Genomic DNA, 13,251 nt, shown 5'->3' on the forward strand with positions numbered 1-13,251 from the left:
TTTTTGCCGACGATCACGCGAGCGCGAAGATCGTCGCCAGATCGCTCGTGCGCGACGCGCCCGCTTGCGCGAGAACACGCGCTTCCAGTTCGTCGATGTGCGTACGCATCGCAGTTAGCGCGGCATCGAGATCGCCCTGTTCGAGGGCGTCGATGAGTTGCGCGTGTTCATCGGATGAGCAGTTCGACAGCTTCGATGGATCGAAAAGCGCCTTGTAGAGCTCGGTCTTCGCGACGAGCCTCGCGAGAAACGCCTCCACTTCCGGCGCGCCCGCGAGTTCCGCGAGGAGCACATGAAAGTGGCCCGCGAGACGCACACATTCCGCGACGCTTCCCGCTTTCAGCGCGCGCTGTTCGGCCTTGACGTGAGCGCGCAACGCACGCAACGCCTTCACGCTCAACGCGCCGCACAGCGATGCGACGATGCCCGCCTCCACCACTTGCCGCGCGCGATAAACCTCGCGGATGTCGTCGACGGTCGGCGACGGCACGAACGCGCCGCGATTCGCTTCGAGCGTGAGCTTGCCTTCCGCGCCGAGGCGCGCGAGCACCTTGCGGATCGTGCCGCGCGTGCACTCGAAGGCTGCGGCGAGCTCGCGCTCGACGAGCTGCGCGCCGGGCGCGAGCTTGCCCTGCAAAAGCGCGGACGCGATTGCCGCGTAGACGCGCTCGTCCGCGGAAATGTCCTTCGATGAAGTGTCCTTGCGTGATGCCATGATGCCCGCCGTGCTTGCGATGAATCGCATTGTAGCGAGCGCGCACCGCCGCGTACGAATGCGCCCTATTCGGTTCGTCGTATTTTTGGTTGACCAAAAATAGATAGAATGGTCAACCATTTCGCACCGAGGATGAGTCACATGAAAGCATCGAACGTCGCGTGGCTCGCGGTGATCGTCGCGATCGGCCTGAATCTGCGGCCGCTGCTCACGTCCGTCAGTCCGCTGATGGGCGTGATCTTGCACGCGACAGGACTGTCTTTTCGCGGGGCGTCGATGCTGACCGGCTTGCCCGTCGTCGCGATGGGCGTGTGCGCGTTCGGCGCGAGCGCGCTGTCACGCTCGGTCGGCAATGCGCGCGGCGTGGCGCTCGGGCTCATCGCGATCGTCGCGGCGTGCGCGGCGCGCCTCGTCGCGGGGAACGCGGTGGCGCTCGTCGCGAGCGCGGCCATCGCGGGCACGGGCGTCGCCGTCATTCAGGCGCTCTTGCCGGGCGTGATGAAGACGCGCTTTCCCGCGCGCCTGCCCTTCGCGATGGGCCTCTATTCCGCATCGATCATGGCGGGCGGCGGGCTCGGCGCGAGCATCACGCCGGCGGTCGCATCGCGCGTGACGTGGCAGGCTGGACTCGCGTTCTGGGCTGTTCCCGCGCTGATCGCGCTCGCGGCTTGGATGATGCTGATGCGCGCCGATGCGTTGCCGCGCGTCGCATCGACGGGCCGCGCGAAGCCCGCGCCGTCGCTCTTTCTCAATCGTCGCGCGTGGACGCTCGGGATTTTCTTCGGGCTCGTCAATGGCGGCTATACGAGCCTCGTCGCGTGGATGCCCGCGTATTACCAGCAACTCGGCCGCGGCGTGACCGAAAGCGGCGCGCTGCTGGCGATGCTCACGGCGTTCCAGGCGTCGTCCGCGCTGCTGTTGCCGATGGCGGCGGCGCGTTTCGGACGCGGCAGGGATCGTCGTCCGTGGATCGCGCTCGGCCTCGCCGCGCAACTCGCGGGGTTCGCGCTGTTGCTAGTGGCGCCGCTTGCCGCGCCGCTCGCCGTCGTCGCGTTGCTCGGCGCGGGCCTTGGCGGTGTGTTCGCCCTTTCGCTCGTGCTGACGCTCGATCACGCCGACGATCCCGCGTTGGCCGCGCGGCTCGTCGCGTTCGTGCAGGGCGTGGGGTTCGTGATCGCGGCGATTGCGCCGGTCGTCGCGGGCATCGTGCGCGACGTGAGCGGCGGCTTCTCGATGTCGTGGATGATGCTCGCCGCGAGCCTCGTCGCGATGATCGCGCTCGACGTCGTGTTCGCCCCGCGCGGGTATGCGCGCGCGATGCGGTCCGCGCGGGTCAGCGAACCGCGTGACAGGCGAAGAACTCGTCGAGCAGATCGGTCATCTGCCATACGGGACACGGACGGCGGCAATGCCCGTCGTAACCCGCTTCCTTGAGATGCGCGATCGGCTCTTCGGGCAGGAAACCGCTCATCGCGATGATGAGGCGAGTGGCGTCGTCATCGGCTTCGCGCAGCGCCCGCACCAGCGCGTAGTTGCCGGAACCTCCGATGCGCGTATCGAGAAAAAGCACATGCGGACGCCATTGCTCGACGATGTTTCTGGCCGATGACACATCCGCCGCAAGCTGCGCCGGAAAGCCCTTCAGCTCGAACAGCGACGCAAGCGACGCGCCGAGCACGCGTTCCGGCAGCGCGAGCAGCACGCGGCGCGATTCCGGTTGCAGGCGCAGCTTCTTGCGATTCCATAGCGAGCATTGCGCCGGGCTGGTTTCGTATGCTCGATTGTTCAAGTCACCCTCTTTCGACGATGCGGTACGCACCGTCACCGTTGTGGCGCACCGCGCGCCACGATGACGCATCGGCGCACCGTCGATGGGCGGCACGTCTGCTTGTACGAGATGGTTAAATTTGTGAAGCGTTGTGTGGCGCGGAGTTGCGGGGATCGGGCGCGCACGCGGGGGAAGGACGGGCAGGAAGCGGGCCAGGCGATGGCGCCTCGCTGCTTGCTTTGCGCGGAGCGCAAAGCAAAAAGCCCAGCCGAAGGAAGACTGGGCTTTTGCCTGTGTGCAGGCCGTTTGGCCCGCCCTACACGACTCGAACGTGTGACCTACGGCTTAGAAGGCCGTTGCTCTATCCAGCTGAGCTAAGGGCGGAGAACCGGAGCGCGCGGCGGAAGCAACGCGAGTAAGACGCGAGACAACCGCGAAAACCGCCGCCAATCAGAAGAGATCGCGATTTTACCTCATTCGCCGCTGCCCTTGTCCCGGCTCGTCACATCGGCTGCGGATGCATCATGAACCAGCCGAGAAAGAAGATTCCCGCGATCACGCAATACACGCCGAACGACGCGAGCTTGCCGTGGCCTTCGAAGTAGCGCATCAGGAAGCGCACGCTCAGATACGCCGCGATGCCCGTCAGCACCCCGCCCAGCACCGAATCGGCGAGTTGTCCCGGCGCGTGAAAGAGCTTCGGCAATTCGAGCACGCCCGCCGCGAAGATGATCGGCGTGCCGAGCAGGAACGAGAATTCCGCCGCCGCTTCAGCCGTGAGACCCGCGCCCACGCCCGCGATCATCGTCAGGCCGCTGCGCGAAAAGCCCGGAATCAGCGCGCCGATCTGCGCGAGCCCGACCAGAAACGCCTGCCTGAACGTGAGCTTTTCCGGCGCCCGCGTCGCGCGGCTTCGCTGCAGACGGTCACCGAGCCACAGCAGCACGCCGTTGACGATCAGCGCCGCCGCGACGATCCGCAGATCGTGAAAGATGGCCTCGAGCCGCTTCTCGAGCAGCAAGCCGACGATGCCCGTCGGAATCGTGCCGATGATGAGCGCCCACATCATGTGCCCGTCGTCGTTCTTGCGTCCGCCGAGCGACGCGAAGAAGCCGCGGATCAGCGCGATCCAGCGTTCACGGAAATACCAGAGCAGCGCGACGGCCGTGCCCAGATGCAGCGCGACGAGAAACGGCAGCAGTTGCGGCGCGTGCTTGTCGATGTGCATGCCGATCAGGCCGGGAACGAGGAGCGTGTGCCCGAGGCTGCTGACAGGAAAGAGCTCGGTTACGCCCTGGAGCACGCTTAAGAAAACGAGAAACCACAAAGTCACGCGTCGGTCCTTTTTCGGGGAAGGTGGAGGACGCGCCGTGCAGTTCCATTCCTCGCGTCACGCGAAGCCAAAGATGCCGGACAGGGAATGGAACAGGAAGGATGAGTCGATACGGCGCGCAAACGGGACCGATTATGCCGTCGGCTAAATCGAGCGCCAAGCGCTTACCGCACACAAATTGCGCCGACAGTCAATCGTCGGCAAAGCGAAGAATTATCGAAAGTCGATGACAGGCAATACGAAAGCGAGCGCGCCTCCGAACGGGACGCGGACTCGCAATTCGGCGATCGCCCGTCAGGCCTTCAGCTTGTAGAGGAAAAGCGCCGTGCTTGCCCCGAAGAGCCCGAACATCGCGACGCCCATTGCCATCGCCAGATCCATGGTTACTCCTTGTCCGTCTGATTCCCAACACAGGGAGCATATAACAACATATTGCATAAGCCTTGCTTAGTCGCAATTTCCCGCAAAGGGTTTTTCCGGACAGAATTCCAAGGCAGAATCGTCGGGTTAAGCCGCGTCGCTCAGGAGCGTGCGCGGCGTCTCGCCATCCAACGGAGCGCCTGCCATCATGTCACCGGAATCCGACATCATCGAAATCGAGCGCGACGGCGCCGCCATCCAGCTCGCGCCGCACGCGGGCGGACGCCTCATGACCTGGCGCGTCGGCGGCAAGCCCGTCGTGCACTGGCCCGACGCCGCCGACTGGTCCAATCCCGCGAAGATCCGCGGCGGCAATCCGCTGCTCTTTCCGTTTCTCGGACGGCATTTCGTCGATGGCGAAATCGGCAAGTGGCGCGATCCGGAAGGCATCGTGCATGCGCTGCCGACGCACGGCTTCGCGCGCAACCTGCCCTTTTCCCACACGCGCGACGCCGACGGCCACGGCCTGCGCATGACGCTCGTCGACAGCGACGCCACCCGCGACGGCTATCCGTTCGCGTTCCGCTTCGAGGCGGCGTACCGCATCGTCGACGGCCATACGCTCGAAGTCGAGCTGACGACGTCGAATCCGGGCGAGGTCGCGCTGCCCTACTACGCCGGGCATCACTTCTATTTTCATCTGCCGCACGGCCAGCGCGGCGAGAGCAGCGTCGCGCTGCCGCATACCGAACGGCGCCGTCAGCTTCCGGACGGCTCGATCACCGAAGCCGAGCCCGGCCTGCCGCGTTATTCGCTCGCCGATCCGGGCATCGTCGATACGTTTCATTGCCTCACGCGGCAGTCCGACGAACCGGTGCTGTTGAATCTGCCGGGCCTCAAGCGCACGATCGCCTTCGAGTTGCAGCAGCCCGATTCCGTGCCGTGGTACGCGGTCACGACCTGGACCGAATCCGACGCATCGGACTTCTATTGCGTCGAACCGTGGATCGGCCTGCCCGATGCCATCCACAACGGGCGCGGCCTGCGCTGGCTCGCGCCGGGCAAGACGGAGACGGCTTCGCTGCGGCTCGTCGTCGGCGAGCAGTCGTAGGCGAAGCGGCGTCATTCTGTCCGGGGAAACCCGAGACGGTAAAATCCTGCCTTTCGATTCGCCGCGCGGCTGTGCACGCACTGCTCGCGGCGATGCTTTGCGAGGTCAGGTTTGCAAAAAACAATTCGACGGCTCGTCTGCGCATCGCTCATCGCAGTGTTGGCCGCTTGTGGAACGGGGCCGGTCGCGCCGGGTTTCTATCGTGTAGAGCGTGGAGACACGGTTTCCAAAATCGCGCGCGAGAATCGCACGACGATCGCGAACATCAAGCGCTGGAACGGGCTCGCGAATCCCGACGCCATCGAGGTCGGACAGGTGCTGCGTATCGCGCCGCCTGCGAGCAGCGCGAGCACCGCGGATTCATCGGGTGCGGCGGCAACGGGCAGCACGAAGAGCGAAGCCGGCGCGCAGGCGTCCTCGCAGAGCAAGGCCGGACCGGGCGTCACGCTCGTGTGGCCGGCGCAGGGCAGCGTCGTTCGCAGCTTCGACGGCAAGAACTCGAAGGGCATCGACATCGCCAATGTGGCGGGCACGCCCGTCGTCGCCGCCGCGAGCGGCAATGTCGTCTACGCCGGCAACGGTCTGCGCGGCTACGGCAACATGCTGATCGTCAAGCATGACGACGATTATCTGACCGCCTACGCCCACAATCGCGTGCTTCTGGTGAAGGAAGGCCAGACCGTGCAGCAGGGCCAGCAAATCGCCGAAATGGGCGACACCGACAGCAATCGCACGATGCTGCATTTCGAAGTGCGCTACATGGGCCGCTCGACGGACCCGGCGCGCTATCTGCCGCCGCGCTGACAGCCGGCGGCCGCTTTAAGGAAGATCGATGAGATTGACGATGAGGATCAACACTGCCGCGCTCGGCGCGGCTCTCGCGCTCACCGGCGCGCTGGCCGGCTGCGCGAGCGGCCCGACGATGACCTATCTGCCTTCGGGCGACACGGGCTTCGCGATCAACTGCAGCGGCGGCGACGCGGCGACGAGCTGGGCGGCCTGCTACAAGCAGGCGGGTGAAACGTGCGGCGCGTATGGTTACGACGTGATTTCGAAGGATGCCGACAACGGCGCGACCGCAGGCGGCACGGTGGGCGGGATCTTCGGCGCGAACATCAAGAACCGTTCGATGGTGATCCGCTGCAAGCAGTAACGCCCGTCAGCGGTCTTTCGGCGCCCACGTGCGCCAATGCCCCGACAACGGATCGATATGCGCGGCAAACGCCACGAGCGAAGCGACGGCGAGCGGCGCGACAGCAGCAAAAATCCAGAGCAGATCCATGACAGATACATTTTGCAACAAGTTCGGGCGATGATACCCGAGCGGCAAAAGTTTCGTTGGATGAATCCCGCCGAAATCGCCGAAACGGAAAGGGTTACGCATTACGGTTTCTTGCATCCCTGCACGAGGCGCGCCTTGCATCCCGTTACGCACGGAAACAAGCGCATACAGCCGTGACGCGCTCGAATTCCTAGACTGGCGGCAGCCCGTGCCGTATCTCCGCGCGAACGGTTGGCGCGGGTCAGAAGCCCCGGTGCGCCCGCATCGGGGCTTCGTCTTTGCGGGGCTTACTGAGGCTTGGCAGGATCGGAGATCATCGACGGCGGCGTCATGTCCGTCGGCACGCCCTTGTAGTCGGGCGGATCTTTCGGTTCGTGCTTTTGATGGCCAGACTCCGCACAGGCGGCGAGACCGAGCGTGAAGAAAACGGCGCAAGCGAAGGCGGAAACAGCGCGCATTGAGACTCCTGGAAGAGCGTAGAAAAGACAAAGGGGTTACAAGCCGTAACTTGTAACCCCTTCGTGTATCGTGGTCGGAGCGAAAGGATTCGAACCTTCGACCCTCTGATCCCAAATCAGATGCGCTACCAGGCTGCGCTACGCTCCGACGAGCCGCAGATTGTAGCGTGCCTGACCCGCGTCCGCAATGCCGAACTCAGGCACGCAACTTTCTGCTGCATCCGAAAGCGAACCTCATCATCCGGAGACAATCGATGAACCTCATTCTCTGGCGACACGCCGAAGCAGAAGATCAGGCGTCGAGCGATCTCGCGCGGCAGCTCACGCCGCGCGGGCGCAAACAGGCGCAAGGCATCGCAAAGTGGCTGAAGGCGCGCATCGACGATGACGCCGTGCTGCTCGCCAGTCCCGCGACGCGCACGATCCAGACGGCCGAAGCCTTCGGCGACCGCTATCGCGTCGTCGACGCGCTCGCGCCCGGCAACGGCGCGCAGGCCGTGCTCGATGCGGCGGGCTGGCCGGACGGCATTGCGGAGACGGTCGTCGTCATCGGGCATCAGCCGACGCTCGGCCGGGTGGCCGCGCTCCTCATGACGGGCCACGAAGCGGATTGGTCGATCAAGAAGTCGGGCATCTGGTGGCTCCAGTCGCGCACGCGCGGCGGCGACGGGCAAAGCGTGCTGCGCGCGGTCATCAATCCGGACCTGCTTCAGGCGTCGTAAGCTCGCGTTCATGCGGATGTCGTTTCATCGAAACGTCATTGCGATGCCATGCGAGCGTCACTGTGCATTACTACATTGGCGAGGACTTGAAGCCACAGCAACGTCCTGTCGAGGAACGCCAATGCAAGAACTGCCGACGCCTTTCCTGCAACTCGGAGCGTCATCGCTCTCGCTCGATTCGCGCCGCCACCTTCCGCGCACGTCGGAAACGAACACGGGCCGCGAGCGCCTGCAAGTCGCGTGGGCGCGCGACGACGACGCCCTGCGCGACGCGCAGCGCCTGCGCTTTCGCGTGTTCTCGGAGGAAATGGGCGCGCGTCTGTCCGGCCCCGCAGGGCTCGACGTCGACGCCTTCGACGCCTATTGCGATCACCTGCTCGTGCGCGATCTCGACACGCTGCAGGTCGTGGGCACGTATCGCGTGCTGCCGCCGCATCAGGCGGCGCGCATCGGGCGTCTCTACGCTGAAAGCGAATTCGACGTGTCGCGCCTCACGCACCTGCGCCCGAAGCTCGTCGAAGTAGGACGCTCGTGCGTGCATCCGGATTATCGCAACGGCGCGGTGATCATGTCGCTGTGGGGCGGCCTCGCCGCGTACATGATGCAAAACGGCTATGAGACGATGCTCGGCTGCGCGAGCGTCGGCATGATCGACGGCGGTCATTACGCCGCGAATCTCTACACGTCGCTACCCGCCGATGCGCTCACCGCCCCTGAGTACCGCGCGTTCCCGCACACGCCGCTGCCCGTCGAGGAGTTGCGCACCGGCGCGAACGTGAGCCCGCCGCCGCTCGTGAAGGGTTATCTGCGGCTCGGCGCGAGGATTTGCGGCGCGCCGGCATGGGATCCGGATTTCAACACCGCCGACTTCCTCACGCTCTTCCGTCTGTCCGATATCAACGCTCGTTACGCGCGGCATTTCATCGGCGACATGCAGGGACGTTGAAGCCCTGAAACGCAAAAGGCCCCGTCGACTCGACGGGGCCTTCGCTTTTCTCACGACGCGAAAATCAGTCGCCCGTATAGACCACGCGATACGGCCGCCCGATCTTCTCCCATTCCATCGCTTCCTGAACGAGGCTGTAGTCGGTGAGCGGATTGTTCGCCACCCACTCGTTCGGCAGATGCACTTCGAAACCGCCACTCGCCTGCCTCACTTCGATGCCGGGCAGCCCGACATCCGTGCGCCGGCGCGACAGCAGCGCGGCGAGCCGCAGGCAAAACAGCAGCGTCCATTCGACGTCGCGCGCCTGCGCGAGCTTGCCGAGCTTGCCGGCGTGGCCGAGCACGAGCGCGGCGAGACGCGCCTGATCGGTGCGGGAAAACCCCGGCATGTCGGCGTTGCTCGCGATATACGCCGAATGCTTGTGATACGCACTGTGCGCGATCGACAGTCCGATCTCGTGCAGCGACGCGGCCCACGCGAGGAACATGCGGTTCTCCTCGCGCACGTCTTCGTCGGGTTCGCCGAGCTGGTCGTAGAAGCTGATCGCCAGTTCGCCGATGCGCTCCGCCTGCGCGGCATCGACGCCATAACGGCGCTTGAAGCCTTCGACCGTCACCGTCCGCATGTCCTGATGCTGCGAGCGTCCGAGCAGGTCGTAGAGCACGCCGAGGCGCAGCGCGGCATCGGTCGTATCGGCATAGTCGATGCCCAGTTCCTCGAACACGCCGAGCATGATCGACAGCCCGCCCGCCAGCACCGGCACGCGATCGGGCTTCAACGCGACGAGTTTCAGCCGGTTCACGTTCTCGGCCTTGATGAGCGCGCGCTTGAGCTTCTCCAGCCCGCCGCGCGAGATGCCGTGCGTGATGCCTTCGTCGTTGAAGCCGTTCGCCTCGATCAGTTCCGCGAGCGCGCGCGCCGTGCCCGACGAGCCGATCGCCTGATCCCAGCCGGTGCCCTTGTATTCGCTCGAAATGATCTGGATCTCGCGTTTGGCGGCGAGTTCGGCCTGCCGCATCGTGTATTCGTCGACGTTGCCGGCCGGGAAAAACTGGCGGCTATGGCTCACGCAGCCGATATAGAGGCTTTCCATGTGGATCGGCGTGTAATGCGATCCGATGATGAATTCCGTCGAGCCGCCGCCGATATCGACCACGAGCCGCTTGCCCGCGCTCGCCGGCACCGAATGCGCGGCGCCCGCGTAGATGAGGCGCGCTTCCTCGCGCCCGGCGATGACTTCGATCGGAAACCCGAGCGCGGCTTCCGCCTCGGCGAGAAAGTCGGGCGCGTTTTTCGCGACGCGCAGCGTGTTGGTGGCGACGGCGCGCACCTGGTCGGGATGGAAATCGCGCAGACGTTCGCCGAAGCGCTTCAGCGCGTCCCAGCCGCGCACCTGCGATGCGCGGTCGAGCATCTTGTCCTTGGAGAGGCCGCCGCCGAGACGTACGGGCTCGCGCAGCGCGTCGACCTGATAGATCTGGCTGCCGGCGGGCGTTTCCTCGACCCGTCCGACGATCAACCGGAAACTGTTCGATCCGAGGTCGACCGCGGCAAGTAGATGGGGATGTGTGACCATCGGATATCCAGAAATCGTGAAGTGGGGGGAAGCACTGTCACAGCGGCGCTGCTGCAGCGCACGAATTCTATTCTATGCCGGGTTGGCGAGCGGGCCTTGCCGTCCCGTTCGGAACCGCGCGTTTGCGCTGGCAACGCTATCCGCAATGTGAGTAGAATTTGTGACATCCGTTATGTCATAAAAAATACATCATACTGTGAGAGCATCCGAGAGTTCCCTTGCCCATCTGATCGAGACACCTTCCCTCCCTCCGATGTCCATACGCTATCCGCTCTTCAACCGCGAACTGGGCATACTAGGTTTCAACGAGCGCGTCCTCGCGCAAGCCGCCGATACGACGGTTCCCCTGTTGGAACGCCTGCGTTTCATCTGCATCACCAGCAGCAATCTCGACGAATTCTTCGAAGTCCGTATGGCGGGTCTGCAAGAGCAGATGCGCGACAACCCCGGCTCGCTCTCGCCGGATGGCATGTCGCTGCAGCACGTCTACGACCTCGTCTCCGAGCGCGCGCAACGGCTCGTGCGCCAGCAATATTCGATGCTGCATGACATCGTGCTGCCGGCGCTCGAAATGGAAGGCATCTATTTTCACGGCGCGGAGGACTGGACGGAACAGCAGACCGGATGGGCGCGCGACTACTTCTACAACGAACTGCTCCCCGTCCTGACGCCTATCGGGCTCGATCCCGCGCATCCGTTTCCGCGCGTGCTGAACAAGAGCCTGAACTTCGTCGTCGAGCTGGAAGGCACCGATGCCTTCGGCCGTCAGGCGATGATGGGCATCGTGCAGGCGCCGCGCGCGCTGCCGCGGCTCGTTCGCATGCCCGAAGCGCTGTCGGGCTATCCGCATGGTTTCGTGCTGCTGAGTTCGTTCATGCAGCACTTCGTGAACGAGCTGTTTCCGCATCTCGTCGTGCGCAGTTGCAATCAGTTTCGCATCACGCGCAACAGCGAGCTTTTCGTCGATGAGGACGAAATCACCAATCTGCGCGTCGCGCTGCAGGGCGAATTGCCGGCGCGGCATCTGGGCAACGCGGTGCGTCTCGAAGTGTCGGCGGAAACGCCGCCGCATCTCGTGCGGCGTCTGCTCGACGAAGGTCAGCTGAGCGAACGCGATCTGTATCGCGTGAACGGGCCGGTGAATCTCGTGCGGCTCATGCAGTTGCCCGAGATGGTCGATCGACCCGATCTCAAGTTCGTGCCGCATATTCCGTCGGTGCCGAAGGCGATCGTGAACACGTCGAATCTTTTCGATGCGATCGATCAGGGCGATATCCTTTTGCATCATCCGTACGAGAGTTTTCAGCCGGTGCTGGAGCTGCTGCTTCAGGCCGCGAAGGATCCGCAGGTCGTCGCGATCAAACAGACGATTTATCGCACGGGCACCGATTCGCCGCTCATGGATGCGCTGATGCAGGCCGCGCGCAATGGCAAGGAAGTGACGGTCGTCGTGGAACTGCTCGCGCGCTTCGATGAAGAGACGAACATCAATTGGGCGTCGCAGCTCGAAGCGGTTGGCGCGCATGTGGTGTATGGCGTCGTCGGCCATAAGTGCCACGCGAAGATGATGCTGATCGTGCGGCGCGTGTCGCAAGGCGGCAAGTTCGTGTTGAAGCGTTATGCCCATTTGGGCACGGGCAACTATCATCCGCGCACGGCGCGTCTTTATACCGACTTCGGTCTGATGACTTCCGATCAGGAAATGTGCGAGGACGTGCATCACGTCTTTCAGCAACTGACGGGCATTGGCGGAGAGATTCCGCTGCATCAGTTATGGCAATCGCCTTTCACGCTACATGCGAAGCTGATCGATGCGATCCGCGCCGAGGCCGAGCATGCGCGGGCGGGACGGCGTGCGCGCATCGTCGCGAAGATGAATGCTCTGCTCGAGCCTACGGTTATTGCCGCGCTTTACGAGGCTTCGCATGCGGGCGTGAAGATCGATCTGATCGTGCGCGGGGTTTGTTCGTTGAAGCCCGGCGTCGAGGATCTTTCGGAGAACATTACGGTTCGGTCAGTCGTCGGGCGCTTTCTCGAGCATCATCGGATTTTTTACTTCTATGCGAATGGCAGGGAAGATGTGTTTTTGTCGAGCGCTGACTGGATGGATCGCAACTTCTTTCGTCGTGTGGAAGTGGCGTTTCCAATTCGCGATAGGCGGTTGAAGCGGCGGGTTATTGCTGAAGGGTTATCGGTTTGTCTTGGCGATAATCAATCGGCTTGGGTCATGCAGAGCGATGGGCATTATCGGAAGCGCCGTCCGGGTAAGTCTATTCGCAACGCGCAGTTAGGGTTGCTGGCTAAGTTTTGTTCTTGATGTTTTTTGCCCTTTTTCGTGCGTGTTTTCTTCTTCGCTGGATTCGGTATTCGCGTCGGGCTTTGTGCTTGTTCGCTTCCGCTTTCGTGGAATCCTGCGTTCGTGTCGGTCTATTAGCACTGCCCCTGTGCGGGGCGGCAGTCACTTTCTTTGCTGCTGCAAAGAAAGTAACCAAAGAAAGCAGCTACTGATACGCCCGCGGTCACGCGCAATTTGGGTAGTTCTCTCGTCCTAGGTGGCACTCGCCTAACGAGTGCCCTCATCACAATCACCGGGCTTGGCTCGCGTACGGTCTGCCACATCGCACCACACAGCCAACTGGTTCAGCACCAAATAGCTCCAGCCCGCTTCGCGGCCGACGGGTGAAGCGGGTCCGCGCGCGCTTTCTCGCTAACGCTTCAATCGCGTTGCGCCAGCGAATCGTTGGTTTCCCTTGTAGACCCGGCGGCAGCGCGTAGCGCTGGGCCGATGCTATTTCGTGCTGAACCAGTGTCCTCAACACCTTCGGGCGGCAGACCGTGCGCGAGCCAAGCCCGATTAGGTGTTTGAGGGCACTCTTTAGGCGAGTGCCGCCTGTGACGAGAGGACTACCCAAATTGCGTGTGACCGCGGGCGTATCGGAAGCTGCTTTCTTTGGTTACTTGTATATTGAATCTGGCGTCC

Annotated in this window: 13 protein-coding genes and 2 tRNA genes; 7 read left to right on the forward strand and 8 right to left on the reverse strand. The window is 63.5% G+C overall.

Features of this window, described 5'->3' with window-relative positions; all coding sequences use genetic code 11:
* Positions 1-13: 13 nt before the first annotated feature.
* Positions 14-715, reverse strand: coding sequence for a GntR family transcriptional regulator (locus tag NCS00_RS09785; protein ID WP_239295557.1), 702 nt, complete (start codon positions 713-715; stop codon positions 14-16).
* Positions 716-856: 141 nt separating this feature from the next.
* Here NCS00_RS09785 and NCS00_RS09790 point away from each other — a divergent pair, with 141 nt between their 5' ends.
* A complete protein-coding gene (locus NCS00_RS09790) occupies positions 857-2,149 on the forward strand; it encodes a cyanate transporter (RefSeq protein ID WP_250439992.1) in 1,293 nt (430 codons plus the stop codon).
* Here the strand turns inward: NCS00_RS09790 and NCS00_RS09795 are convergent.
* The 3 genes from NCS00_RS09795 to NCS00_RS09805 form a co-directional block, all read right to left on the reverse strand.
* Positions 2,049-2,504, reverse strand: coding sequence for a response regulator (locus NCS00_RS09795; protein WP_063828766.1), 456 nt, complete (start codon positions 2,502-2,504; stop codon positions 2,049-2,051). The genes NCS00_RS09790 and NCS00_RS09795 overlap by 101 nt on opposite strands.
* Before the next feature lie 286 nt (positions 2,505-2,790).
* Positions 2,791-2,867: transfer RNA gene (locus NCS00_RS09800), tRNA-Arg, on the reverse strand.
* A gap of 118 nt (positions 2,868-2,985) precedes the next feature.
* The gene (locus NCS00_RS09805) at positions 2,986-3,816 is read right to left on the reverse strand and encodes an undecaprenyl-diphosphate phosphatase (RefSeq protein WP_008342009.1); all 831 of its coding nucleotides are present in this window, start codon (positions 3,814-3,816) and stop codon (positions 2,986-2,988) included.
* Between the two features lie 568 nt (positions 3,817-4,384).
* Between NCS00_RS09805 and NCS00_RS09810 the strand changes: the two genes are divergently transcribed.
* The 3 genes from NCS00_RS09810 to NCS00_RS09820 all read left to right on the forward strand — a co-directional run bounded on the left by NCS00_RS09810 (position 4,385) and on the right by NCS00_RS09820 (position 6,440).
* Positions 4,385-5,287 carry an aldose epimerase family protein gene (locus NCS00_RS09810; RefSeq protein WP_250439993.1) on the forward strand — a complete coding sequence of 301 codons (903 nt, stop codon included), beginning with the start codon at positions 4,385-4,387 and terminating at the stop codon, positions 5,285-5,287.
* 111 nt (positions 5,288-5,398) lie between these two features.
* A complete protein-coding gene (locus tag NCS00_RS09815) occupies positions 5,399-6,091 on the forward strand; it encodes a peptidoglycan DD-metalloendopeptidase family protein (RefSeq protein ID WP_250439995.1) in 693 nt (230 codons plus the stop codon).
* Positions 6,092-6,119: 28 nt separating this feature from the next.
* Complete coding sequence (locus NCS00_RS09820) at positions 6,120-6,440, forward strand: hypothetical protein (RefSeq protein ID WP_008342014.1); 321 nt, start codon at positions 6,120-6,122, stop codon at positions 6,438-6,440.
* Positions 6,441-6,446: 6 nt separating this feature from the next.
* On the opposite strand, the gene NCS00_RS09825 is transcribed toward NCS00_RS09820, so the two are convergent.
* The 3 genes from NCS00_RS09825 to NCS00_RS09835 all read right to left on the reverse strand — a co-directional run bounded on the left by NCS00_RS09825 (position 6,447) and on the right by NCS00_RS09835 (position 7,175).
* Positions 6,447-6,710, reverse strand: coding sequence for a hypothetical protein (locus tag NCS00_RS09825; RefSeq protein ID WP_250439996.1), 264 nt, complete (start codon positions 6,708-6,710; stop codon positions 6,447-6,449).
* Between the two features lie 146 nt (positions 6,711-6,856).
* Positions 6,857-7,027, reverse strand: coding sequence for a hypothetical protein (locus NCS00_RS09830; protein WP_167561874.1), 171 nt, complete (start codon positions 7,025-7,027; stop codon positions 6,857-6,859).
* Positions 7,028-7,098: 71 nt separating this feature from the next.
* Positions 7,099-7,175: transfer RNA gene (locus tag NCS00_RS09835), tRNA-Pro, on the reverse strand.
* A gap of 106 nt (positions 7,176-7,281) precedes the next feature.
* Here NCS00_RS09835 and NCS00_RS09840 point away from each other — a divergent pair.
* Positions 7,282-7,749, forward strand: a complete 468-nt coding sequence (locus tag NCS00_RS09840) for a SixA phosphatase family protein (RefSeq protein WP_034474269.1) — start codon at positions 7,282-7,284, stop codon at positions 7,747-7,749.
* Positions 7,750-7,870: 121 nt separating this feature from the next.
* Entirely contained in the window at positions 7,871-8,695 is an 825-nt protein-coding gene (locus tag NCS00_RS09845; RefSeq protein WP_008342022.1) for a GNAT family N-acetyltransferase, read from the forward strand.
* Between the two features lie 64 nt (positions 8,696-8,759).
* Here NCS00_RS09845 and ppx read toward each other — a convergent pair whose 3' ends face one another.
* Positions 8,760-10,271 (reverse strand): exopolyphosphatase, encoded by a 1,512-nt coding sequence (ppx, locus tag NCS00_RS09850; protein ID WP_008342024.1) that lies wholly within the window; start codon positions 10,269-10,271, stop codon positions 8,760-8,762.
* Positions 10,272-10,524: 253 nt separating this feature from the next.
* Here ppx and ppk1 point away from each other — a divergent pair, with 253 nt between their 5' ends.
* Entirely contained in the window at positions 10,525-12,588 is a 2,064-nt protein-coding gene (gene ppk1 / locus NCS00_RS09855; RefSeq protein WP_008342026.1) for a polyphosphate kinase 1, read from the forward strand.
* Positions 12,589-13,251 lie beyond the last annotated feature (663 nt).

Source organism: Caballeronia sp. AZ1_KS37 (assembly GCF_023631165.1).
In the GTDB taxonomy this organism is placed as follows: domain Bacteria; phylum Pseudomonadota; class Gammaproteobacteria; order Burkholderiales; family Burkholderiaceae; genus Caballeronia; species Caballeronia zhejiangensis.